Genomic DNA, 22142 nt, shown 5'->3' with positions numbered 1-22142 from the left:
TCACGGGCCTCCCACCCGGTCGCCGACTACGCTGGAGCGGTGAGTACGCAGAGGGTTTTCGTCGCGCGCCTGGTGGGTTGCGTGGTCTTCGATCCCGCTGGCGATCGGCTCGGCAAGGTGAGAGACGTGGTCGTCATCTTCCGAAAGGCGGACCCTCCGCGCGTCATCGGCCTCGTGGTCGAGATCCCCGGTCGACGCCATGTCTTCCTCTCGATCGGTCGCGTGACCTCGATCGCGACGGGGCAGGTCATCACGACCGGGCTCATCAACGTGCGACGCTTCCAGCAGCGCGGCGGCGAGGTGCGCGTCATGGCGGAGCTGCTGGGCCGCAAGGTCTACCTCCGCGACGGTTCGGGCGGCGCCGTCATCGAGGATGTCGCCATCGAGCGCAACCGACTGGGCGACTGGGACATCGGGCAGCTGTTCCTGCGCCGGCCCAAGACGAGCGCATCTCCGTTCGCGAAGGGCCCCACGACTTTCGCGACGTGGGCGGAGGTCCGCGAAGATCAGACCTCCGGCGAGGCGCAGTCGGCCGAGCAGCTCGTTGCGACCTACTCCGAGCTCAAGCCCGCCGACCTCGCGAACACCCTCCTGGATCTGCCCGAGGACCGGTTGCTCGAGGTCGCCGAGGAGCTGCCCGATGACCGCCTCGCCGATGCGCTCGAGGAGATGCCGGAGGACGAGCAGGTGCACATCCTCGAGCGACTCGGCGACGAGCGCGCAGCCGACATCCTGGATGCCATGGAGCCCGATGACGCCGCCGACCTGCTCGGCCAATTGCCCGAGGGCCGGGTCGAACAGCTGCTCGACCTCATGGAGCCCGAGGAGGCCGAGGACGTCCGCGCGCTCCTGGAGTACGGCCCCGACACCGCCGGTGGTCTCATGACGAGCGACCCGATCGTGCTGTCGGCCGAGGCGACGGTCGCCGAAGCCCTCGCGCTGATCCGTCGCCACGAGCTGCATCCGGCGCTCGCCGCGTCGGTCTTCGTCACTCTTCCGCCCTATGAGACACCGACCGGCCGCCTGCTGGGAACCGTCCACTTCCAGCGGATGCTGCGCTATCCCCCGCACGAACGACTCGGCTCGATCATCGACGACACGGTCGAGCCGGTCGCGGCCTCGTCGTCGGCCGCCGAGGTCGTGCGCATGCTCGCCAGCTACAACCTCGTCTCGGTGCCCGTGATCGATCAGGCCCATCGTCTCGTCGGCGTGGTCAGCGTCGACGACGTGCTCGATCATCTCCTGCCTGACGACTGGCGCTCGCAAGACGTCGAGCCGCAGGAAGCCGCAGCCCTGCGAGGAAGACGATGATGGCGCGCTCACCCAAGAAGGTCTCGCTCGAGGCGCCCCGGGGGCGCCGGTCGGTCGTGCTCGGAACGCGTACTCCGCAGCCCTCGCGGGACCGCTTCGGACGCTTTACCGAGTGGGTCGCCCGGGCGATGGGGACGCCGCAGTTCCTCGTGATGCTCTCGCTGTTCTGCTTGCTCTGGATCGCCTGGAACACGCTCGCGCCGGAGCAGTTCCAATTCGACTCGGCCGACCTCGGGTTCACCGCGCTGACCCTCGTGCTCTCCCTGCAGGCGTCCTACGCCGCTCCCCTCATCCTGCTGGCGCAGAACCGGCAGGACGACCGCGACCGGGTGCAGATCGAGCAGGATCGTCAGCGCGCCGAGCGGAACCTCGCCGACACCGAGTACCTCGCGCGCGAGGTCGTCGCCCTGCGTCTGGCGATCTCCGACCTGACCGACGGCCTGGTCACGAAAGAGACCCTGCGCTCCGAGCTCAGGACCGCGCTCGAGCGCATCGACGCCGACGATCGGCCGGACGCCCGATGACGGCCGAGGCGGTCCGAGCGGCCGTCTCGGCGGTGCGCGACCCCGAGCTGCGGCAGCCCCTCGGCGACCTCGACATGGTGCGCGAGATCGACCTCGCCGACGGTCGCGCCCGCGTCGGCATCGCGCTGACGATCGTCGGTTGCCCCGCCGCCGATCGCATCGAGCGTGACGTGCGATCGGCCGCCCTGTCGGTGCCGGGCGTCACGTCGGTCGACGTCGCCGTCGGGGTCATGACCCCGGCGGAGCGCGCGGCGCTCACGTCGCGACTGCGCGGCGACCGCGCAGCGCGCGAGAACCCGTTCGGCCCGGACTCGCTGACCCGGGTGATCGCGATCACGAGCGGCAAGGGCGGCGTCGGCAAGTCGACGCTCACCGCGAATCTCGCCGTCGCGCTGGCTCGACGCGGCCTCGCCGTCGGGCTCATCGACGCCGACGTGCACGGATTCTCCATCCCCGGTCTGCTCGGACTCGTCGACGACGACGGGCTGCCGCCGCAACCCACGCGCATCGACGGCCTCATGCTCCCCCCGATCGCGCATGACGTCCGAACGATCTCGATCGGCATGTTCCTGCCGCGGGGGTCGTCGGCGCCCGGCGCGGTCGCGTGGCGCGGCCCGATGCTCCACCGCACGGTGTCGCAGTTCCTCACCGATGTCTACTTCGGCGACATCGACGTCCTCCTCATCGACATGCCTCCCGGCACGGGAGACGTCGCGATCTCGGTCGGGCAGCTGCTCCCCCACGCCGACGTCGTCGTCGTCACGACGCCGCAGTCCGCCGCCGCGGATGTCGCCGTGCGCAGCGGCTTGGTCGCCCGCCAGACGGGGCAGCGCGTCGTCGGCGTGATCGAGAACATGGCGGCCATGTCGCTCCCCGACGGAACGCTGCTCGATCTCTTCGGCGCCGGAGGCGGTGCCGCCGTCGCCGCGGCCCTCTCGGCCGACGCCGACGTGCCGCTGCTGGGATCGGTGCCCCTCAGCCCGGCGCTGCGCGGTGACGCCGACGCCGGAGTGCCCGTCGTCGTCGCACATCCCGACGATCCCGCGGCACAGGCCATCGGCCGCATCGCGGACGCCATCGCGCGGGACGGCCGCGGCCTCAGCGGACGGTCGTTACCGCTGCGCGTGCGCTGATCAGGTCGCCTCGTCGTCGAAGGGGACGACCGCCTCGCGGTCGAAGCGCAGATGCGCGGCGCCCGCGGCATCCATCCCCACCGCCGATGCCGTCGTGATGGCCGCCCCGGCAGCGGCCGCGCGCACGGTCGGCACGGGGGCGTCCTCCAGCAGCGCGTCACGGATGATGCGCCGGGGGTCGTACTGCCGGGGATCGAGCTTGCGCCACTCGACCTCGGAGAACTCGGGACCCATCTCGTCCTTCACGCGGTCTTTCGCGCCGTTGACCCACTCGCGCGCTCGCACCGTGAACCGCGCGAGCGTCTCGGCGAGCTGAGGAAGCCGCTCGGGTCCGAGGAGAAGGACAGCTGCGACCCCGATGAGGATCAGCTTGTCCCCGTCTAGGCCGAAGAACATGCCCTCCAGATTACCCGTGCGCCTCGACGGCCGAAGCCGCGACGACGCGTACGCTGGCGGAAGGAGGAACACATGGGCGATCAGGAAGCGATCCGCAGATTCGCGATGGAAGCGACGGTGGAACCGGAGCACATCGCTCGTGCGCGCGCTCACGCCCTCGAGATCGGCGCGGCCCCCGTGAGCCCGCCCGTCGGCGCGCAGTGCGCCGTCCTCGCCGCGGCGACGGGTGCGCTGAACATCGTCGAGATCGGCACCGGCGGCGGCGTGTCAGCCCTGTGGCTGCTGCACGGGTCGCCCCGCGCGACCCTCACGACCATCGACATCGAGCCCGAGCACCTCGCCGTGGCTCGTCAGTCCTTCGCCGAGGCGAAGGTGCCGCCGGCGCGTGCCCGCTTCATCACCGGCCGCGCGGCCGACGTGCTGCCCCGCATGAACGAGGCCTCGTACGACATCGTGCTCGTCGACGCCGACGCGGACGGCGTCATCGACTACGTCGAGCACGGCCTGCGACTCGTGCGTCCGGGCGGTATGGTCCTCGTTCCCCGCGTGCTCGCCGGCGGAGCCGTGGCCGATCCGGTGCGTCGGGACGATGTCACGCGCGCCTACCGCACGCTCATCCGCGAGACGCAGTCCTCCCCCGCCGTCCTCGGCGCACTGTCGATCGTCGGCGAGGGACTGCTGCAGCTGACGACGGTTCCTCGCGCCTGACACCGGGCCCCAGAACGAGAAAAGCCGGCCCCGCGGGGCCGGCTTTTCTCGAGAGGTGATCGTCAGGCTGCGCCGACGACTCCGCTCAGGACGCTGTGGAGCTCCTTGGCCTCTTCATCATTGACCGAGACGACCAGTCGCCCTCCGCCTTCGAGGGGGACACGCACGATGATCAGGCGCCCCTCCTTCACGGCCTCCATCGGTCCGTCTCCGGTTCGCGGCTTCATGGCTGCCATAACGGCTCCCTTTCATCATGAGGACTACCTGAAGAGTTTATCGTGCAGGGAACGCTCAGCGTGGACATGCATCTCACGGAACCTGGGCGAAGGTGTTTCCCAGCGCATACATGTTGTAGATCCACCACCACTGCGCTGCAGCTCCAGCGACCGCGACGGCGACCCGCCACACCGTCGACCGCGGTACCGCGATGGCGCCCCACAGGGGTGACAGCGGCACGAGCAGGCGGAAGGTGCTCGACTGCGGGAAGAACACCGCGAGCAGGTACAGCAGATAGCTCGCCGACCACAGCCGCAGCGGGACGCCGAGCCGGCGCACCCGACGATCGAACAGCAGCACGAGCGCGGTGCACACCACGACGGCCGTGAGCGCGACCGGTCCGAGCCACGCCGGGAGGCCCCAGATCTCGAACCAGAGCGCCGCGGCACGCACAGATCCATCGAACGGCACGAAGGCCCCGTGGTCGCCGATCCATGAACGACGCCAGGCGAGCTCGGTCTGCAGATAGGCGCCGGGGTCGCCCGTGACCACGCCGGTGATCACCGGCCAGGCGAAACCACACACCGCCGCGAGCAGCCCGCTCGCGAGGATGTGCACGACGTCGCGAGCGGGCAGCGCGTCGCGGCGGCGCCGCAGCCACCGCCAGATCCCATAGAGGGCCAGCAGAAGCGAGAACGCCAGCACGCCGGGGCGGGTGAAGGCCATGAGCGGCACCCACAGGTACAGCCACCACCACGTCCGCCGCTCCACCGCGCGAAGCGCGAGCAGGAGCCAGAGCAGGAACAGCGCCTCGGCGTAACCGAGTTGGAACAGCGCGCCCATCGGTCCTGCGGCGAAGAACACCACGGCCCACATCGCCGCGATGCGTCCGACGCGGTCGCGCAGCAGCGCGTACAGCACCACGCACGCGAGGTAGCCGGCGACGATCGAGACGACGGGGGCAGCCACCGGGTAGCCGCCGACGACGACGCCGAGGGCGTCGGCGATCCACGGGTAGACGGGCATGAACGCCCAGGCGTTCTCGGCCACGTTGCCGGCGGCGTCGAGGGGCAGCTCGGCGGGGTACCCGCTGAAGGCGATCAGCCAGTACCACTGTGCGTCCCAGCCCATCGTCAGCGAACCCAGCGTCGCGTCGGCACCGAATCGCGACGCCGGACCACTGATCTCGGCGGCGATCAGCAGGAACAGCGTCGTGAGGGCCCGTGATGCGAGATAGACGAGTCCGATGGCCGCCGGCACCGGGAGCCGCAGCCAGGGATGCCGCCGCGTCGTCATGCCCAGCCGATCACGAAGCCGACAGCCACGCTCGCAGACCGCGCTCGACCGCCTCGATCTGCGCCACGGGCACACGTTCCTCGTCGTGGTGGGCAAGCGACGGATCGCCGGGACCGTAGTTGACCGCGGGGACGCCGAGTGCCGAGAACCGCGCGACGTCGGTCCAGCCGTACTTCGGCCGGGGCTCGGCCCCCACCGCCGCGACGAACTCGCGCGCAAGGGGGGCGTCGAGTCCGGGGCGCGCCCCGCCGGCGAGATCGACGACCTCGACCTCGTAGCCGTCGAAGAAGCGCTCGACGACGGCGACGGCCTCGTCGGTGCTGCGGCTGGGCGCGAAGCGGTAGTTGACCTCCACCTCGCACAGATCCGGGATCACGTTGCCGGCGACGCCGCCCGATACGCGCACGGCGTTGAGGCCCTCGCGATACACGAGGCCCTCGACCTCGACGTCCTCGGGCGTGTGCTCCGCCAGACGGGCGAGGATCGGCGCCGCCCGGTGGATGGCGTTGTCGCCGATCCATGCGCGAGCGCTGTGCGCCCGCACGCCGCGGGTACGGACGATGGCGCGCAGGTTGCCGTTGCAGCCGCCCTCGACCTGCCCGTTCGACGGCTCGCCCAGGATCGCGAAGTCGCCGGCGAACAGCTCCGGCCGATGCGCGGCGAGCCGGGTGAGCCCGTTGAGCTCGGCCGCGACCTCCTCATGGTCATACCACATCCAGGTGATGTCGACGCGGGGGTCGACGAGCTCGGCGGCGAGCTTGAGCTGTACCGCCACGCCCGCCTTCATGTCGACCGTTCCGCGGCCCCAGATGAACTCCGCACCGTCCTCGACGACCGAACGTGTCGGCAGGTTGTCGTTGATCGGGACGGTGTCGATGTGTCCGGCGATCACGACGCGCTGCGCGCGGCCGAGCTGCGTCCGCGCCACGATGGTATCGCCGTCGCGCACGACCTCGAGGTGCGGCAGCATCGACACGGCGGCGAAGATGGCGTCGGCGAGAGTCGTCTCGTCGTCCGAGACGCTCGGGATGTCGCAGACGGCCCGGGTCAGATCGACACTGGGCAGGGACAGATCGAGCTCAGGCATGCCGCGAGTCTATCGACGGCCGCCGCACCGATACCCTGGAAGGCATGAACGAACGGTGGGCATGGGGCGTCGGACTCGCGACGTCGAGCAGCGATGGAACGACACTCGACGCCTGGTTCCCCGAGCCCGCGCTCGGAACCCCGGCCGCGGCCGACGCCGCCGCCGCGATGGTCGCCTGGGCGCCGTCGGCATCCGCTGACGAACGCCGCGGCGTGTCGGTCGAGGCCGTCACCGTCACCATCGACCTCGACGCCGCCCCCGCATCGACGGCCGACGCCTATCTGCGTCTGCACGTGCTGTCGCACCGCCTCGCCGCACCCAACACCGTCAACCTCGACGGCATCTTCGGCCACCTGCCCATCGTGGCCTGGACCACCGCGGGCCCCATGCATCCGGATGACGCGACGCGCCGCCGCGCGCAGCTGCAGCGGGACGGCATCCAGGTCCACAGCCTCGACAAGTTCCCGCGCCTGCTCGACTACGTCACACCCTCGGGCGTGCGCATCGCCGACGCGTCGCGCGTGCGACTCGGTGCGCATCTCGCCTCGGGCACGACCGTGATGCACGAGGGCTTCGTCAACTTCAACGCCGGCACCCTCGGAGCGTCGATGGTCGAGGGGCGCATCTCGCAGGGCGTCGTGGTCGGCGACGGCAGCGACATCGGCGGCGGGGCCTCGATCATGGGAACCCTCTCCGGCGGCGGCAGCCACCGCGTCTCGATCGGTCGGCGCACGCTGCTCGGCGCGAATGCCGGGATCGGCATCTCCCTCGGCGATGACTGCGTCGTCGAGGCCGGCCTCTACGTCACCGCCGGGTCGAAGATCGTGCTCGCCGACGAGCCTGCCACCGCGTCGGGCGCTCGCCCCACGGTCAAGGGGGCCGAGCTCTCGGGCCGCGACGGCATCCTGTTCCGCCGCAACTCGCTGACGGGGGCGATCGAGGCCGTGCGCCGCGCCGGTGTCGGCGTGACCTTGAACGAGGCCCTGCACGCCTGATCGGGCTGAGCTGCCTTAGGCGAGTGCGGCGAGCAGCCCGCACCAGAGGCAGATGAACGCGAGCATTCCGAGGCTGTACCAGATCGATGCGCGAAGGATCTCGGATTCGCGGCCGGCGAGCCCCACGGCACCGGCCGCGATCGCGATCGACTGAGGCGAGATGACCTTCGCCGCGTTCCCGCCCGCCGTGTTGGCGCCGACGAGGAGCGCCGGGTCGACGGCGAGCCGCTCGGCCGTCGCGACCTGCAGCGGCGCGAAGAGCGTGTTGTTGTTGACGACCGACCCGGTGAGGAAGACACCGATCCAGCCGATGATCGGGGCGAGCACCGGGAACAGCGGCCCGACGGCGGCCAGAGCCGTGCCCATGGACGCGGATCCGCCGGAGTGGTTGGCGATGTTCGCCAGCACCAGGATGATCGTGATCAGCACGAGCGCCGGCCACAGCTCGGCGATGGTCGTGCGGAACGTCCGCGCCAGGTCCGCCGCACGCAGCTGCGGCGTGGTCCAGAACGAGATGAGCACGGCCAGCAGGATCGCGGTGCCCGTCGCGTTGATCGGGGTGAAGCTCCAGGCAGCGGTCACGACCGTCCCCGTCGCCGTCTGCACGCTCCCCGTGAGCCCCGGCATCGGCACCGCGGGCGCGAGCGCGGCCAGCGGTCCGTCGGCGACGAACAGGTTCTTGAACGCCGGCAGGCTCCACACCAGGATGACCGCGGTGAGGATGTAGAACGGGCTCCATGCGGCGACGACCTCGGAGAAGCTCGTGCGGGTCACCTCGGGTTCGGGCGCACCCGGCTCGCGGTAGACACGCTTGGGCTGCCACACCCGCCCGAGCAGGAAGAGCGCGACCATCGCTGCCAGCCCGGAGCTCAGGTCGGCCAGCTCCGGGCCGAGGAACCACAGCACCCCGGCCTGCACGCCGCTGAATACGACGGTCACCACGAGGGTCGCCGGCCACGTCTCACGCAGCCCGCGGAGCCCGTCGAGGATGACCACGAGGAGGAACGGGATCAGCAGGGTCAGGGGCTGCAGCACGAGCACCATCGCCCGCGAGAGTTCGTGGACGTCGATGCCGCTCACCTGCGCGCCGACGATCACCGGGATGCCGATGGCGCCGTACGCCCCCGCGCCGGCGTTGGCCACGAGCGAGATCATGGCCGCCTTCACGGGTCGGAAGCCGAGCTGCACCAGAAGCGCGGCGCAGATGGCGATCGGGACGCCGAAGCCGGCGGCGCCCTCGAGGAACGCCCCGAACGCGAAGCTGATGAGCAGCACCTGGAGGCGCTGGTCGGTCGAGATGCCCCCGATGGACGACCGGATGACGTCGAAGCGGCCGCTCGCGACGGCGAGCTTGTACAGCCACACGGCCATGACGATGATGTACGCGATCGGCCAGACGGCGGTGAGCGCCCCGAGGAGGCTCGCCCCCGCGAGCGCCGAGACCGGCATTCCGAAGGCGAAGACGGCGACGGCGATCTGGGCGACGAGCGCGATGAGACCGGCACGGATGCCGCTCAGCCGCAGCACCACCAGGGCGACGAGGAAGACGACGATGGGGATCGCGGCCACGAGGGCCGACAGGGCGAGGGAGCCGAGCGGATCCGTCGTCTGTGTCCACATGTGCATCTCCGGGGGTCGAGTCGCCAACGCCAACACCCTAGTGCCGTGCCGCCCCGAACGACGAGGGGCGTATGCTCGCCGCCAGGAGGTGGTTCGATGGTCGAACGTCTGCCCAAGAAGCTCTATGAGGCGGAGCTGAAGCGCCTGCAGGCGCAGCTCGTCGACATGCAGGCCTGGGTGCAGGCCACAGGAGCGCGCATCGTCGTGATCTTCGAGGGGCGCGATGCCGCCGGGAAGGGATCGACCATCAAACGGGTCTCGGAGTATCTCAACCCGCGCGTCGCCCGTATCGTGGCGCTTCCCGCCCCGACGGAGCGGGAACGGACGCAGTGGTACTTCCAGCGCTACGTCGCGAACCTGCCGGCCGCCGGCGAGATCGTGCTGATGGACCGTTCGTGGTACAACCGCGCCGGCGTCGAGCGGGTTATGGGGTACTGCACGAACGAGGAGTACCACCGCTTCCTGCATCAGGCGCCGATCTTCGAGCGGATGCTCGTCGAGGACGGCATCCTGCTGCTGAAGTACTGGTTCAGCGTGTCGGACGTCGAGCAGGAGAAGCGGTTCCGCTCCCGCAACGAGGACCCCATGCGCCGCTGGAAGCTCTCCCCCAACGACGTCCTGTCGATCACGAAGTGGGAGGACTACTCGCGCGCCAAGGACACGATGTTCGTGCACACCGACATCCCGGAAGCGCGCTGGCACGAGGTCGACAACGAGGACAAGCGGCGCGGACGGATCAACATGATCCACCATCTGCTGCAGCAGGTGCCGTACGAGGTCATCGAACGTCCCGAGATCGAGATCCCGCCGCGCCCGCCCTCCGGCGGGTACGACCGGCCGCCGCAGCAGCTCGACGGGTATGTGCCCGACTACGCGGCGACGCTGCTGGAGGACTGAGGAGCGAAAAGGCCGGTGACGTCCGAGGGACGCACCGGCCTTTTCATCGCCATCGAGGAAGCGCTCAGGAGACGGGGTAGTCGCGCTCGCCCGCTCCGATGTAGAGCTGCTGCGGTCGCCCGATCTTCGTCTGCGGGTCGTTCTGCATCTCGCGCCAGTGGGCGAGCCAGCCGGGCAGGCGTCCGATCGCGAACAGCGGCGTGAACATGCGGGTGGGGAAACCCATCGCCTTGTAGATGACGCCGGTGTAGAAGTCGACGTTCGGGTACAGGCGACGCTCGCGGAAGTAGTCGTCGCTGAGCGCGATCTCCTCGAGCTCCTTGGCCAGATCGAGCAGGGGGTCGACGACGCCGAGCTCGTTCAGCACCTCGTCTGCGGACTCCTTGACGAGCTTGGCGCGCGGATCGTAGTTCTTGTAGACGCGGTGCCCGAAGCCCATGAGCTTCACGCCGTCTTCCTTGTTCTTGACCCGCTCGACGAAACGCTCGACGCTCTCGCCGGAGTCGCGGATGCGCGCGAGCATGTCGAGGACCGCCTCGTTCGCGCCACCGTGGAGCGGACCGTAGAGCGCGTTGATGCCCGCCGAGATCGACGAGAACTGGTTCGCGCCGGTCGAGCCGACCAGACGCACAGTCGACGTCGATGCGTTCTGCTCGTGGTCCTCGTGCAGGATCAGCAGGCGCTCGAGCGCGCGCGAGACGACCGGGTTCACCTGGTACTGCTCGGCGAGGACCCCGAAGTTGAGCTTGAGGAAGTTGTCGACGAAGCTCAGCGAGTTGTCGGGGTAGAGGAAGGCCTGCCCGACGCTCTTCTTGTGCGCGTAGGCCGCGATCACGGGAAGCTTGGCGAGCAGACGAATCGTGTTCAGCTCGACGTGCTCGGGGTTGTTCGGGTCGGACTGGTCCTCGTAGTACGTCGAGAGCGCCGCGGTCGCCGCCGACAGCACCGACATCGGGTGCGCCGTGTGGGGCAGCGACGAGAAGAAGCGCTTGAGGTCTTCGTGCAGAAGCGTGTGACGACGGATGCGGTCGTCGAAGTCCGCGAGCTCGTCCGCAGAGGGCAGGTCGCCGTAGAGCAGCAGCCACGCGACCTCGAGGTACGTGGAGTGCTTGGCGATCTGCTCGATCGGGTAGCCGCGGTAGCGCAGGATGCCCTGGTCGCCGTCGATGTACGTGATGGCGGAGCGTGTGGCCGCCGTGTTCACGAACCCGTAGTCGAGGCTCGTGTGCCCGGTCTGCTTGGTGAAGGTCGAGAAGTCGACGCTGGGAACTCCAGCGGTTCCTGGCAGCACCGGCAGTTCCGCGGTGCGGTCACCGATGGTGACGGTGGCCTTCTGCGGGGTGCCCGTGTCGTTCACGAAGCCTCCTTGCGATCGTCCGGTGCGGTCATTACAGCCTATCGGGCGCACGGGCCTACTCCGTACGTCGCCAAGGGAACGGCGGATGCGTAGGAGAAAACCTACGAAACGGTCAGGCGCCGTGCCGCCGCCTCGATGCGCTCGAGAGGAGCCGTCAACGAGAAGCGCACGTGTTGGGGGTAGTGCTCACCGTAGAAGTGACCGGGACCGGCGAGGATGCCGCGTTCGGCGAGCCACCCGAGGGTGGCCCAGGCATCCGCACCGGCGGTCGCCCACAGATACAGTCCCGCCTCGCTGCGGTCGATCCGGAAGCCGGCGGCCTCAAGGGCAGGACGCAGCACGTCGCGACGAGCCCGGTACAGCTCCTTCTGAGCCGCGACGTGTTCGTCGTCGCGCAGCGCGGCGACCATCGCGTGCTGCACCGGAAGCGGGAGCATGAGACCCAGGTGCTTCCGCGCGGTCAGGAGACGGCCGACGATCGCGGCGTCGCCGGCGAGGAAGGCCGCACGGTAACCGGCGAGGTTGGACTGCTTGCTCAGCGAATAGACCGAGAGCAGGCCGGCGTGGTCGCCCTCGCTGATGCGCGGATCGAGGATGCTGGGGACGACGGACTGCGCCCAGGCGCCGTCCCATCCGAGTTCGGCGTAGCACTCGTCCGAGACCACGACCGCGCCCAGCTCGCGAGCCCGCTCGACGATCGCGCGCAGCTCGGCGACGTCGAGGACGCGTCCATCGGGGTTGCCGGGCGAGTTGACCCAGACCAGGCGCGTGCCGAGGGGGAAGTCGGCCGGCTCGTCGGCCGCGACGGGGGTCGCCCCGACGAGCCGCGCGCCGACCTCGTACGTGGGATACGCCGCGCGGGGGTGGACGACGACGTCGCCCTCACCGAGTCCGAGCAGCAACGGCAGCAGCGCGACGAGCTCCTTGGAGCCGATCGTCGGCAGGACGTTCTGCACCGTCAGCCCCGAGACACCCCGGCGCCGTGCGTACCAGGCAACGATCGCCTCGCGCAGGTCGGGCGTCCCCACCGTCTGCGGATAGGCGTGAGCGTCGGTCGCGGCACGCAGCGCGTCGGCCACGATCTCGGGCGTGGGGTCGACGGGAGAGCCGATCGAGAGGTCCACGATGCCGTCGGCATGACCGCGGGCGGTCTCGGCGTACGGGGCGACGGCGTCCCAGGGGTAGTCCGCGAGGTCGCGGACGCTCAATGCCCCTCCCCCTGCGGCGGCAGCGCGGCCACGAGGGGATGATCCTTGGGAATGACGCCGATCTTGGCGGCGCCGCCCGGCGAGCCGAGATCGTCGAAGAACTCGACGTTCGCGGTGTAGTAGTCCTGCCACTCGGCGGGGAGGTCGTCCTCGTAGTAGATCGCCTCGACCGGGCAGACCGGCTCGCAGGCGCCGCAGTCCACGCACTCGTCGGGATGGATATAGAGCGAGCGCTCCCCTTCGTAGATGCAGTCCACGGGGCATTCGTCGATGCAGGCGCGGTCCTTCACGTCCACGCACGGAAGAGCGATCACATAAGTCACGGCATCGAGTCTAGTTCGTGTGCGCGCGCCGGGCCGCCGCCAGCGACGGCCAGCCGACGACGATGGCCACCACCACGGGGAGCGCGAAGGTCCAGATGATGCCGGTGCTGAGCTGCCCCTCGGGCGGCGCCGGAACCACGACCGAGCCCCCGGGGCCGCGACCCGAGAAGATGATCGTCGCAACCACGGCGCCGAGGCCGCTCGCCAGGGCGACCCACCGGTCGCCGGTGAGCAGTCGGAGGCCGGCGACGAGTCCCGTGACGCCGATGATCGCGACGATGAGACCGACGGGCAGGACGCCCCACGTGTGCGCCTGGCCGATCGTTCCGGCCACGCCGTAGACGACACCGGCGACCGCCGCGACCGCCCACCCGGCGATGCGGGGCCAGATCTGCGTCACCGCTTCAGTCTAAGCCGCCCAACCGACCGCTCGAAGCGCCGCAGCCACGGCCGCGGCCGCGACGACGACCAGCAGGAACGGAGCGCGAAGCAGGAGCAGCACCGCGGCCGCGATCACCGCCGGCAGACGCGCGTCCACGACGATGGCCGCGCCCGACCCGAGGGTCTGCACCACCACGAGCGCCGAGAGCAGCGCGACCGTGAGCTGGTCGATCGTCCGCTGCGCCCGCGGTCCGTCGAACCAGCGCGGTGGCAGGAGGTAGCCGAGGGCTTTCAGCGCGACGCAGACGATCGACGCGACGAGGATCCCCGTCCAGAGCGTCACGGCAGACCCTGCCGTTCCGCGACGTCGTCGGGCTCGTCCACAGCGCGTCGTGCGGGCAGCGCCACCGCCACCACGATCGCGACGACGCCGGCGACGAGAACCGGCACGCCGGGCATCGTCACCGGGGTCGCGACGGCCGCGACCACCGCGGCCGCGACCCCTATGACGACTGCCTCGCCACGGCGCAGCCGAGGCCAGAGCAGAGCGAGGAAGGCCGCCGCCGCCGCAGCATCCAGTCCGTACGCCCGGGGGTCGCCCAAGACGTCGCCGAGCAGCGCGCCGACCAGCGTGAAGAGGTTCCAGCCGACGTAGATCCCCACGCCGGTGACCCAGAATCCGATGCGCCGGGCGCGCGGATCGCGTTGCGCGAGGGCCACCGCCGCCGACTCGTCGATGGTGAACGGCATCGCGGCGAGCCGCCGCGCCACTCCCCCGCCGATGATGGGCGCCATGCGCAGGCCGTAAGCGACGTTGCGCACCCCGAGCAGCGCCGCCGAGGCGATCGCCGCGGGGATCGCCGAGAGTCCGCCGGATGCCACGACACCGACGAACGCGAACTGGGAGCCGCCCGTGAACATCAGGAGGCTGAGGACGCAGGTCTGCCAGACGTCCAGGCCCGCCGCGACGCCGAGGGCGCCGAACGAGACGCCGTAGGCGCTCGTGGCCAGCGAGACGCCGATGCCGTCGCGCCACGCGCGGCGCGAAGCGGCATCCTGTCTCACCGTCCGATGCTATCGATCCCGATGGGTCGCGCCGGGTAGCGTGACGGGCATGAGTCGCGTGTTCACCATGAGTGTCGCGTCGGTATACGTCCACTACGTCGCAAAGGTCGAGCGCAAGGGTCGCACCCGCGCCGAGGTCGATGAGGTGACTCGCTGGCTGACCGGCTTCGCCCAGGAGGAGCTCGACGCTCACCTGGCCGCCGGCACGACGTTCGCGGAGTTCTTCGCGAAGGCGCGGCTGCACCCGAACGCCTCGATGATCACGGGCGTGATCTGCGGCATCCGGATCGAGGAGATCGACGATCCGCTCATGCAGCGCATCCGGTACCTCGACAAGCTCGTCGACGAGGTCGCACGCGGCAAGGACATGTCGAAGATCCTCCGCGGCTGACCGCGCCGCGAACGACGACGACCCCGGAGGCCGCGTAGCCACCCGGGGTCGTCGTCGTCAGAAGATCAGGAGCCGGCGTCCTGGCGCTTGGCGCGCGAGGCGGCACGGCCACGCTCGGTCGCGTCGAGCAGGACCTTGCGGATGCGCACCTTCTCGGGGGTGACCTCGACGCATTCGTCGTCGCGCGCGAACTCGAGCGACTCCTCGAGCGTCAGCACCCGCGGCGGCGTCATCGACTCGAAGGAGTCGGAGGTCGACGAGCGCATGTTCGTCAGCTTCTTCTCCTTGGTGATGTTCACGTCCATGTCGTCGGCGCGCGAGTTCTCGCCGATGACCATGCCCTCGTACACCTCTTCGGTGGGCTGGACGAAGAAGCTCATGCGCTCCTGCAGCGCGATCATCGCGAACGGCGTGACGACGCCCGAGCGGTCGGCCACGATCGAGCCGTTCTGACGCGTCGAGATCGCGCCGGCCCACTCGTCGTAACCGTGGGCGATCGCGTTGGCGATGCCCGTGCCGCGCGTGATCGTCAAGAACTCGCTGCGGAACCCGATGAGGCCGCGCGACGGCACGACGAACTCCATGCGCACCCACCCGGTGCCGTGGTTGGTCATGGTCTCCATGCGTCCCTTGCGGGCCGCCATGAGCTGCGTGATCGCCCCGAGGTGTTCTTCGGGCGCGTCGATCGTGAGGTGCTCGAAGGGCTCGGTGAGCTTGCCGTTCTCGTCGCGGCGCGTGACGACCTGGGGCTTGCCGACGGTCAGCTCGAAGCCCTCGCGGCGCATGTTCTCGACGAGGATCGCCAGGGCCAGCTCGCCGCGGCCCTGCACCTCCCACGCGTCGGGGCGGCCGATGTCGACGACCTTGAGCGAGACGTTGCCGATCAGCTCGCGGTCGAGGCGGTCCTTCACCATGCGCGCGGTGAGCTTGTGGCCCTTGACCTTGCCCATGAGGGGCGAGGTGTTGGTGCCGATGGTCATCGAGATCGCGGGGTCGTCGACCGTGATGGCCGGCAGCGGCCGGACGTCTTCGGGGTCGGCGATCGTCTCGCCGATGGTGATGTCCTCGATGCCGGCGATCGCGACGATGTCACCGGGGCCGGCGGACTCGGCGGGGAAACGGTCGAGCGCCTTCGTGATGAGCAGCTCGGTGATGCGGGCGTTGCTGTGCGTGCCGTCGTGGCGCACCCAAGCGACCGTCTGCCCCTTCTTGAGGGTGCCGTTGAAGATGCGCAGGAGCGCGAGACGGCCGAGGAACGGGCTCGAGTCGAGGTTCGTCACCCAGGCCTGCAGCGGCGCCTCGTCGTCGTAGGAGGGTGCCGGCACGTGCTCGAGGATCGCCTCGAACAGCGGCTCGAGGTCGTCGTTGTCGGGCAGGTCGCCGTTGTCGGGACGGTTGCGGGATGCCGCGCCGGCACGACCCGACGCGTACACGACGGGCACGTCGAGGAGCGCGTCGACATCGAGGTCGGGAACGTCGTCGACGAGGTCGCCCGCGAGGCCGAGCAGCAGGTCGTGCGCCTCTTCCTCGACCTCGGCGATGCGCGCGTCGGGGCGGTCGGTCTTGTTGACCAGGAGGATCACCGGCAGCTTCGCCTCGAGCGCCTTGCGCAGCACGAAGCGGGTCTGCGGCAGCGGGCCCTCGCTCGCGTCGACCAGGAGCACGACGCCGTCGACCATCGACAGGCCGCGCTCGACCTCGCCGCCGAAGTCCGCGTGGCCGGGGGTGTCGATCACGTTGATCGTCACCGGGACGTCGGTGTGAGCGCCGTTGTAGGTGATCGCCGTGTTCTTGGCGAGGATTGTGATCCCCTTCTCGCGCTCGAGGTCGTTCGAGTCCATCGCACGCTCTTCGACGTGCGCGTGGTCGCCGAACGAGCCGGTCTGGCGGAGCATGGCGTCGACGAGCGTCGTCTTGCCGTGGTCGACGTGCGCGACGATCGCGACGTTGCGGAGGTCAGGACGAAGGGCGTGCGCCATGAAGGAATCCTCAGGATGAAGGGAAAACGCCGGGATGCCGACGCTCCAGTTTACCGCAGGCGTCCCGCGGGGATGCGGGACGCCTGCGGAAGCGGGTCTCGAGGCCTCAGGAGACGTCGAGGATCTGTCGGCGGATGGCCCGACGGGCTGCCTGCTCGGCGGGGTCCGGCACGGGGATCGCCGCGATGAGGCGCTGCGTGTACGCCTCCTTCGGGGCGCGGAGGATCTCGTCGCGCGTTCCCTGCTCGGCGATCTGCCCGTGGTACAGCACCACGATGCGGTCGGCCATCGCGTCCACGACGGCCAGGTCGTGGCTGATGAACAGGCAGGCGAAGCGGTACTCGGCCTGCAGCTCGCTCAGCAGCTCGAGCACGCGCGCCTGGACCGAGACGTCGAGCGCGCTGGTGGGCTCGTCGGCGACGAGCAGCCGTGGCTTGAGCGCGAGCGCACGGGCGATACCGACGCGCTGCTTCTGACCGCCCGACAACTCGTGCGGGTAGCGGTTGCGGTACGAACGCGGCAGACGCACATCATCGAGGAGCGCCTCGACCCGCTTGTCGAGGGCCGCTCCCTTCGCCTCCCCCGCTAGCAGCATCGGCTCGCCGATGCTCTCGCCGATGGGCAGACGCGGGTTGAGCGATGACGAGGGATCCTGGAACACGATGCCGACCTTGCGGCGCAGCGAACGGATGATCTTGCGGTCCCCGCCGCTGATGTCGATGCCGTCGACGACGAGCTTACCCTCGGCGATCGGCTGGAGACCGATCGCGGCACGCCCGATCGTCGACTTGCCGGAGCCCGACTCTCCCACGAGGCCGACGATCTCGCCCTCGGCGATGTCGAGCGAGACGTCGTCGACCGCGCGGAAGGCCGCCACACGGCCGCGCTTGCCGTACTCGATCGAGACGTTCTGAAGCGACAGCACGGGTGCGTCGATGCGGGGGCCAGCGGTGGCGTCGACGTCCGGGACGGGAACGTGCTCCTCGACGACGCTCGCCAGGGCCTCGACGACGTCGACGGTCTCGTCGCCCTCGCCGCCCTGTCCGAGACGGGGCACGGCGGCCAGCAGCTCGCGCGTGTAGACCGCCTGCGGGTCGCCCAGAACCTGTGTGACCGTTCCCTGCTCGACGACCTCGCCGTCCTTCATGACGACGATCCAGTCGGCGAGGTCGGCCACCACGCCCATGTCGTGCGTGATCAGCAGCACGGCGGACTGCAGCCGGTCGCGCAGGTCGCGGAGGAGGTCGAGGATCTCGGCCTGCACCGTGACGTCGAGCGCCGTCGTCGGCTCGTCGGCGATCAGGAGCGCCGGGTCGAGGCAGATCGCCTGCGCGATCATGGCGCGCTGGCGCTGGCCGCCCGACAGCTGGTGCGGGTACGACGAGAACGCCTTCTCGGGGTCGGGCAGACCGACCATGCCGAGCAGCTCGAGCGCTCGCGCCTTCGCCTCACTGGGGGTCTTCGACGTGTGCGCGCGGATCGCCTCGATGATCTGGAAGCCGACCGTGAGCACCGGGTTGAGCGCCGTCATGGGCTCCTGGAAGATCGCGGCGACCTCCGAGCCGCGCAGCTGACGCAGCTGCCGCGGGCTGAGACCGGTCACGTCGCGCCCGTTCACCTTGATCTCGCCGCGCACCCGGCTGTTGATCGGCAGAAGGTCGAGGATCGCCATCGAGCTCGCGCTCTTGCCCGAGCCCGACTCACCCACGACGGCGACGACCTGGCCGCGCGCGATGCTGTAGTTGAGGTTCTTGGCGGCGGGGACCCAGTAGCCGTCCACGGCGAAGTCGACGCTGACGTCGTTCATCTCCAGCGCGGGAACAGTGGTGTCGATGGGGGTGCTCATGGCGCGATCCTTCGCGGCTCGGTCCGCCGGGTCGCGGCGGCATCGGATGAAAGAATAAGCGGATGCAGGCGGTCACGTTCCGGTCCACGTTCAACAAGGTGCTGAGCATCCTGCTGTGGGCGGGGCTCGCCGCCGCGGCCGGGGCCACGCTGGTCAGCCCGGGCGCGCTTCCGCTGCTGGTCGGCGTGCCGGTGGCGGCCGCGGGCGGAGCGGCACTGGTGTGGGCGCTGCTGTGGTCGCCGCGGGTGACCGTCGACGACGAGGCCGTGCACGTCGAGAACGTGCTGCTCGAGCACCGCATCCCCTGGGGCGCTCTCATCCACGTCGACACGGCGTTCGCCCTGACGCTCCACACTCCGGGCCGGCGCATCCGCGCGACGGCGGCTCCCGCCCCCGGCCAGCTGACGGCGTTCCGCGCGACCCGATCCGAGAAGCGTCGCCTCGACCGACTCGGCGGCGACGACGGCATCCGTCCCGGTGATCTGCCCGGCACCGACTCCGGTCGAGCCGCGGAGCTCGTCCGCGGCCGCTGGGAGCGACTGCGCGACAGCGGCGCCATCGAGCCCGGTCGGGCTGACCGCATCGCCGTCGAGCGCCGCCCGCGCGTCGCCGAGATCGTCGCGGTCGTGCTCGGCACGACGGCGCTCGTCGCAGGAGTGCTCCTGCTCTGACAGCGGAACGCGCATCACGAGGATGCCCGCTCCTTCGTCCGGCGGCGCGAGAAGCGCTTCTGACGCGGGTCGAACGCGTCACGCAGACCGTCGCCGACGAAGTTCACGAGCAGCGCGAGCAGAACGATGAACGTCGCGGGCCACCAGAACAGCCAGGGGCGCGTCTGGAAGGCGGACTGGTTGTCGGAGATGATGAGGCCGAGCGAGACGTCGGGCGGACGCACGCCGAGCTGCAGGTAGCTCAGCGAGGTCTCGAGCAGGATCGCGGCGGCGGCGAGCAGCGTCGCGGCGACGATGACGACGCCGATCGCGTTGGGCAGGATGTGCTTGAAGATGATGCGCAGATCGCTCGCTCCGGCGACGCGTGCCGCTTCGACGAACTCCCGCTCGCGCAGGCTCAGGAACTCCGCGCGCACGAGACGTGCGATGACCATCCACGACACCAGCGCCAGGAAGGCCGCCAGCAGCCACACGCCGAGGCCACCGGTGGCGCGACCGACGATGGCGCCGATCACGAGGGCGGGGATCACGATGAAGACATCCGTGATGCGCATGAGGATGGCGTCGATCACGCCGCGGTAGTAGCCGGCGATCGCACCGATCACGGTTCCGATCACCGTGCCGCCGACGCCGATGACGAACATGACGATCACGGAGTTCTGCACGCCGCGCATCGTCATCGCGAAGTAGTCGATGCCGATGCGGCTCTGTCCGAACGGGTGCTCACCCAGCGAGATGCCGTTGCCGCCGAGCCACTCCGGAACGAGCGACAGGGTGGGAGCGCCGCCGCCGGTCTGCGGCGACAGGGTGGTGTAGTCGTGCTTCCACCATCCCGGGATCGGGCCGAACCCGATGGCGCTCATCGAGAATCCGACGACAAGCAGAAACAGGATGCCGGACACGACGGCGACCTTGTTCGCGAGGAAGCGACGGAGGATGAGGCGTCCCTGGCTGACGCCGACGGTGTCGTCGACGGTCGTCGGGGCGGCGGGAGCCTCGACGGGCTCGGGCATCATCTGGCTCATCGGATGGCCTCCGGGGTACGAGGGGTCGGGACGATCACGCGGCTACTCGCACTCGGGGGTCGAGCGCGGCGTACGCGAGGTCCGCGAGGAAGTTGAACAGGATCGCGGTGAACGCGATGACGAGGAAGTAACCCATGATCGGGTTGACATCGACCCGCTCGAGCGACGACACGAAGAGCGACCCCATGCCGCTGATCGCGAAGACGCGCTCGGTGATCACGGCGCCGCCGAGCAGTGCTCCGACATCCGTCGCGACGAGCGTGGCGATGGGGATCAGCATGTTGCGCAGCGCGTGACGCATGACGACGGTGCGCTCCGACAGGCCCTTCGCGCGCGCCGTGCGGATGTAGTCCTGACCCATGACCTCGAGCAGGCCCGAGCGCGCATAGCGCGTGTAGCCCGCGAACGAGATCAGCAGCAGCGCGATGGTCGGCAGGAGGAGGTGGGTGAAGGTGTCGATGCCGGTCAGCCACACGTCGCCCGTGAACCCGGGGGTCGCGGCGCCGACCGTCGCGATGGGACGGTTGTTGATCCGCGGGTTGGACATGTACTGCGGCCACGACTGCATGAAGCGGTCGATCAGCGTGAGGGCGCCGACGAAGACGGCGACGATGACGCCGATGCGCATGGCCTGTCCGCGGTCGGTTCCGCCCAGCAGCCACCCCGTGACGAGGCCGACGGCGACCGCCCCGAGCGCGAGGAACAGCAGCGTACCGATCGACGAGATGTCGAGCAGCCCCTGGAGCGCGAAGTAGAGGACGTAACCGATGAGGCCGTTCACACCGGCGACGATGAGGGCTCGACGGTTCTCGAGACCGGCGACGAGCGCGGTGGTGACGACGACCACGCCGACGGTGAGAAGGAGCATGCCGAGGGGGCCCAGTCCGGGCTGACGGAACCAGTTCGTGAGGTCGAAGTAGACCAGCAGCGCCGCCGTCGCCGCTGCCGAGACGCCCGCGACGAGCAGACGGCGCTTCAGCGCACCGCCGACCGCGGCCTGCCAGATGAAGCCGCTCAGAACCGTGAGCAGCACGATGACCCACGGCGCGATGCTGGTCTCGGACTGCAGGAAGTTGTTGAAGCCCAGCGCGAGGAACTCCTTCAGGAGCACCGCGATGAGGAAGGCGGGGAGGGAGTAGAGGAAGAAGCTGAGCAGCGTGACCGAGAAGTCGAACCCGCTGTACTGGCGCAGCGCCGTGACGATGCCGACCGCGATGCCGAGGACGATCGCGACGACGAGGGCGACGGTGACGAGCTGAAGCGTCGAGATCATCGCCGTCGGCAGGATGTCGGTCACCTGCGCGTTGGAGATGGTCGAGCCGAGGTCGCACGTGCCGATGAACGGCACGAGGCACTGAGCGGCACCGCCGAGCCACAGGAAGTATCGGAGCGGAACCGGCGTGTCCAGATCCAGGGCCGCGACGCGTGCGGCGATGAGCTGGTCTCGGTTCGGCGCGCTCGATTCGCGCAAGTCCTGCAGGGGGTCGCCCGAGTTGGCGGACAGCACGTACATGATGAACGACGCTGCGAGCAGGACCAGGATCGAGACGGCGATACGCCTGAGGACGAATCCGACCATCGCGTGGATCTTCCTTCTGTTGGGGGGTCGTGGGCGCTGTAGCGCCTCGACAGGATAGCGCCCGCTCTGCGGACATGGCGGGGCGCCGGAGCCGTGTCGACTCCGGCGCCCTTCAGGTTAACCGGGTGTCAGCC

The 22142-nt window shown here is 69.8% G+C and carries 23 protein-coding genes; 8 read left to right on the top strand and 15 right to left on the bottom strand.

Annotated elements, in window-relative coordinates; translation table 11 throughout:
• Nucleotides 1-39 precede the first annotated feature (39 nt).
• The 3 genes from JOF37_RS00835 to JOF37_RS00825 are packed head-to-tail and all read left to right on the top strand — an operon-like array spanning nt 40 to nt 2968.
• Nucleotides 40-1311 carry a magnesium transporter MgtE N-terminal domain-containing protein gene (locus tag JOF37_RS00835; RefSeq protein ID WP_210004208.1) on the top strand — a complete coding sequence of 424 codons (1272 nt, stop codon included), beginning with the start codon at nt 40-42 and terminating at the stop codon, nt 1309-1311.
• Complete coding sequence (locus JOF37_RS00830) at nt 1311-1835, top strand: DUF1003 domain-containing protein (protein ID WP_210007619.1); 525 nt, start codon at nt 1311-1313, stop codon at nt 1833-1835. The genes JOF37_RS00835 and JOF37_RS00830 overlap by 1 nt, the downstream gene beginning before the upstream one ends.
• Nucleotides 1832-2968 (top strand): Mrp/NBP35 family ATP-binding protein, encoded by a 1137-nt coding sequence (locus tag JOF37_RS00825; RefSeq protein WP_210004203.1) that lies wholly within the window; start codon nt 1832-1834, stop codon nt 2966-2968. The genes JOF37_RS00830 and JOF37_RS00825 overlap by 4 nt, the downstream gene beginning before the upstream one ends.
• Here the strand turns inward: JOF37_RS00825 and JOF37_RS00820 are convergent, their stop codons facing one another.
• Nucleotides 2969-3364 (bottom strand): twin-arginine translocase TatA/TatE family subunit, encoded by a 396-nt coding sequence (locus JOF37_RS00820; protein ID WP_210004201.1) that lies wholly within the window; start codon nt 3362-3364, stop codon nt 2969-2971. It abuts the gene before it with no gap.
• Between the two features lie 72 nt (nt 3365-3436).
• Between JOF37_RS00820 and JOF37_RS00815 the strand changes: the two genes are divergently transcribed.
• The gene (locus JOF37_RS00815) at nt 3437-4072 is read left to right on the top strand and encodes an O-methyltransferase (RefSeq protein ID WP_210004199.1); all 636 of its coding nucleotides are present in this window, start codon (nt 3437-3439) and stop codon (nt 4070-4072) included.
• A 62-nt stretch (nt 4073-4134) separates the two neighbouring features.
• Here JOF37_RS00815 and JOF37_RS00810 read toward each other — a convergent pair whose 3' ends face one another.
• From JOF37_RS00810 to dapE, 3 genes are all read right to left on the bottom strand, one after another.
• The gene (locus JOF37_RS00810) at nt 4135-4308 is read right to left on the bottom strand and encodes a DUF3117 domain-containing protein (RefSeq protein ID WP_023950528.1); all 174 of its coding nucleotides are present in this window, start codon (nt 4306-4308) and stop codon (nt 4135-4137) included.
• Nucleotides 4309-4381: 73 nt separating this feature from the next.
• Complete coding sequence (locus JOF37_RS00805) at nt 4382-5584, bottom strand: putative hexosyltransferase (protein WP_210004195.1); 1203 nt, start codon at nt 5582-5584, stop codon at nt 4382-4384.
• Nucleotides 5585-5594: 10 nt separating this feature from the next.
• Nucleotides 5595-6671 (bottom strand): succinyl-diaminopimelate desuccinylase, encoded by a 1077-nt coding sequence (gene dapE, locus JOF37_RS00800; protein ID WP_210004193.1) that lies wholly within the window; start codon nt 6669-6671, stop codon nt 5595-5597.
• 44 nt (nt 6672-6715) lie between these two features.
• Between dapE and dapD the strand changes: the two genes are divergently transcribed.
• Complete coding sequence (gene dapD, locus JOF37_RS00795) at nt 6716-7666, top strand: 2,3,4,5-tetrahydropyridine-2,6-dicarboxylate N-succinyltransferase (RefSeq protein ID WP_210004190.1); 951 nt, start codon at nt 6716-6718, stop codon at nt 7664-7666.
• Between the two features lie 15 nt (nt 7667-7681).
• Here the strand turns inward: dapD and JOF37_RS00790 are convergent, their stop codons facing one another.
• Nucleotides 7682-9286 (bottom strand): L-lactate permease, encoded by a 1605-nt coding sequence (locus JOF37_RS00790; RefSeq protein ID WP_210004188.1) that lies wholly within the window; start codon nt 9284-9286, stop codon nt 7682-7684.
• A gap of 96 nt (nt 9287-9382) precedes the next feature.
• On the opposite strand from JOF37_RS00790, the gene ppk2 reads away from it, so the two are divergent.
• Nucleotides 9383-10183 (top strand): polyphosphate kinase 2, encoded by an 801-nt coding sequence (ppk2, locus tag JOF37_RS00785; RefSeq protein ID WP_210004186.1) that lies wholly within the window; start codon nt 9383-9385, stop codon nt 10181-10183.
• A gap of 64 nt (nt 10184-10247) precedes the next feature.
• Here ppk2 and JOF37_RS00780 read toward each other — a convergent pair whose 3' ends face one another.
• From JOF37_RS00780 to JOF37_RS00755, 6 genes are all read right to left on the bottom strand, one after another.
• A complete protein-coding gene (locus tag JOF37_RS00780) occupies nt 10248-11540 on the bottom strand; it encodes a citrate synthase (RefSeq protein WP_210004184.1) in 1293 nt (430 codons plus the stop codon).
• A gap of 101 nt (nt 11541-11641) precedes the next feature.
• The gene (dapC, locus tag JOF37_RS00775; protein ID WP_210004182.1) at nt 11642-12748 is read right to left on the bottom strand and encodes a succinyldiaminopimelate transaminase; all 1107 of its coding nucleotides are present in this window, start codon (nt 12746-12748) and stop codon (nt 11642-11644) included.
• Complete coding sequence (gene fdxA, locus JOF37_RS00770) at nt 12745-13071, bottom strand: ferredoxin (RefSeq protein WP_210004180.1); 327 nt, start codon at nt 13069-13071, stop codon at nt 12745-12747. The genes dapC and fdxA overlap by 4 nt, the downstream gene beginning before the upstream one ends.
• Before the next feature lie 10 nt (nt 13072-13081).
• Nucleotides 13082-13471 carry a histidinol dehydrogenase gene (locus JOF37_RS00765; protein WP_210004178.1) on the bottom strand — a complete coding sequence of 130 codons (390 nt, stop codon included), beginning with the start codon at nt 13469-13471 and terminating at the stop codon, nt 13082-13084.
• Between the two features lie 9 nt (nt 13472-13480).
• On the bottom strand, nt 13481-13795 hold the full coding sequence (locus JOF37_RS00760) for an AzlD domain-containing protein (RefSeq protein ID WP_210004176.1): 315 nt from the start codon (nt 13793-13795) through the stop codon (nt 13481-13483).
• Nucleotides 13792-14517 (bottom strand): AzlC family ABC transporter permease, encoded by a 726-nt coding sequence (locus tag JOF37_RS00755; protein WP_210004174.1) that lies wholly within the window; start codon nt 14515-14517, stop codon nt 13792-13794. Before JOF37_RS00755 ends, JOF37_RS00760 begins: the two co-directional genes overlap by 4 nt.
• 49 nt (nt 14518-14566) lie before the next feature.
• On the opposite strand from JOF37_RS00755, the gene JOF37_RS00750 reads away from it, so the two are divergent.
• Nucleotides 14567-14908, top strand: a complete 342-nt coding sequence (locus JOF37_RS00750) for a DUF2200 domain-containing protein (RefSeq protein WP_210004171.1) — start codon at nt 14567-14569, stop codon at nt 14906-14908.
• 65 nt (nt 14909-14973) lie between these two features.
• Here the strand turns inward: JOF37_RS00750 and typA are convergent, their stop codons facing one another.
• Nucleotides 14974-16887 carry a translational GTPase TypA gene (gene typA, locus JOF37_RS00745; RefSeq protein WP_210004169.1) on the bottom strand — a complete coding sequence of 638 codons (1914 nt, stop codon included), beginning with the start codon at nt 16885-16887 and terminating at the stop codon, nt 14974-14976.
• A gap of 106 nt (nt 16888-16993) precedes the next feature.
• On the bottom strand, nt 16994-18733 hold the full coding sequence (locus JOF37_RS00740; RefSeq protein WP_210004166.1) for a dipeptide ABC transporter ATP-binding protein: 1740 nt from the start codon (nt 18731-18733) through the stop codon (nt 16994-16996).
• A gap of 62 nt (nt 18734-18795) precedes the next feature.
• Here JOF37_RS00740 and JOF37_RS00735 point away from each other — a divergent pair, with 62 nt between their 5' ends.
• Nucleotides 18796-19404, top strand: coding sequence for a PH domain-containing protein (locus JOF37_RS00735; protein WP_210004164.1), 609 nt, complete (start codon nt 18796-18798; stop codon nt 19402-19404).
• Nucleotides 19405-19418: 14 nt separating this feature from the next.
• Here the strand turns inward: JOF37_RS00735 and JOF37_RS00730 are convergent, their stop codons facing one another.
• Entirely contained in the window at nt 19419-20429 is a 1011-nt protein-coding gene (locus tag JOF37_RS00730) for an ABC transporter permease (RefSeq protein ID WP_307803438.1), read from the bottom strand.
• Between the two features lie 34 nt (nt 20430-20463).
• The gene (locus tag JOF37_RS00725) at nt 20464-22008 is read right to left on the bottom strand and encodes an ABC transporter permease (RefSeq protein WP_210004161.1); all 1545 of its coding nucleotides are present in this window, start codon (nt 22006-22008) and stop codon (nt 20464-20466) included.
• Between the last annotated feature and the right edge of the window lie 134 nt (nt 22009-22142).

This window comes from Microbacterium imperiale, assembly GCF_017876655.1.
Classification (GTDB): Bacteria; Actinomycetota; Actinomycetes; order Actinomycetales; family Microbacteriaceae; genus Microbacterium; species Microbacterium imperiale.
The sequence above is the reverse complement of the archived record's forward strand: the minus strand, read 5'-3'. Positions and strand labels throughout refer to the sequence as shown.

Coding starts and splice junctions, on each gene's coding strand:
- JOF37_RS00735 (WP_210004164.1), top strand. CDS start 18,796: ATGCAGGCGGTCACGTTCCGGTCCACGTTCAACAAGGTGCTGAGCATC.
- JOF37_RS00790 (WP_210004188.1), bottom strand. CDS start 9,286: ATGTGGACACAGACGACGGATCCGCTCGGCTCCCTCGCCCTGTCGGCC.
- dapD (WP_210004190.1), top strand. CDS start 6,716: ATGAACGAACGGTGGGCATGGGGCGTCGGACTCGCGACGTCGAGCAGC.
- JOF37_RS00815 (WP_210004199.1), top strand. CDS start 3,437: ATGGGCGATCAGGAAGCGATCCGCAGATTCGCGATGGAAGCGACGGTG.
- JOF37_RS00730 (WP_307803438.1), bottom strand. CDS start 20,429: ATGAGCCAGATGATGCCCGAGCCCGTCGAGGCTCCCGCCGCCCCGACG.
- JOF37_RS00810 (WP_023950528.1), bottom strand. CDS start 4,308: ATGGCAGCCATGAAGCCGCGAACCGGAGACGGACCGATGGAGGCCGTG.
- JOF37_RS00740 (WP_210004166.1), bottom strand. CDS start 18,733: ATGAGCACCCCCATCGACACCACTGTTCCCGCGCTGGAGATGAACGAC.
- JOF37_RS00750 (WP_210004171.1), top strand. CDS start 14,567: ATGAGTCGCGTGTTCACCATGAGTGTCGCGTCGGTATACGTCCACTAC.
- JOF37_RS00805 (WP_210004195.1), bottom strand. CDS start 5,584: ATGACGACGCGGCGGCATCCCTGGCTGCGGCTCCCGGTGCCGGCGGCC.
- ppk2 (WP_210004186.1), top strand. CDS start 9,383: ATGGTCGAACGTCTGCCCAAGAAGCTCTATGAGGCGGAGCTGAAGCGC.
- JOF37_RS00820 (WP_210004201.1), bottom strand. CDS start 3,364: ATGTTCTTCGGCCTAGACGGGGACAAGCTGATCCTCATCGGGGTCGCA.
- typA (WP_210004169.1), bottom strand. CDS start 16,887: ATGGCGCACGCCCTTCGTCCTGACCTCCGCAACGTCGCGATCGTCGCG.
- JOF37_RS00825 (WP_210004203.1), top strand. CDS start 1,832: ATGACGGCCGAGGCGGTCCGAGCGGCCGTCTCGGCGGTGCGCGACCCC.
- JOF37_RS00725 (WP_210004161.1), bottom strand. CDS start 22,008: ATGGTCGGATTCGTCCTCAGGCGTATCGCCGTCTCGATCCTGGTCCTG.
- dapE (WP_210004193.1), bottom strand. CDS start 6,671: ATGCCTGAGCTCGATCTGTCCCTGCCCAGTGTCGATCTGACCCGGGCC.
- JOF37_RS00830 (WP_210007619.1), top strand. CDS start 1,311: ATGGCGCGCTCACCCAAGAAGGTCTCGCTCGAGGCGCCCCGGGGGCGC.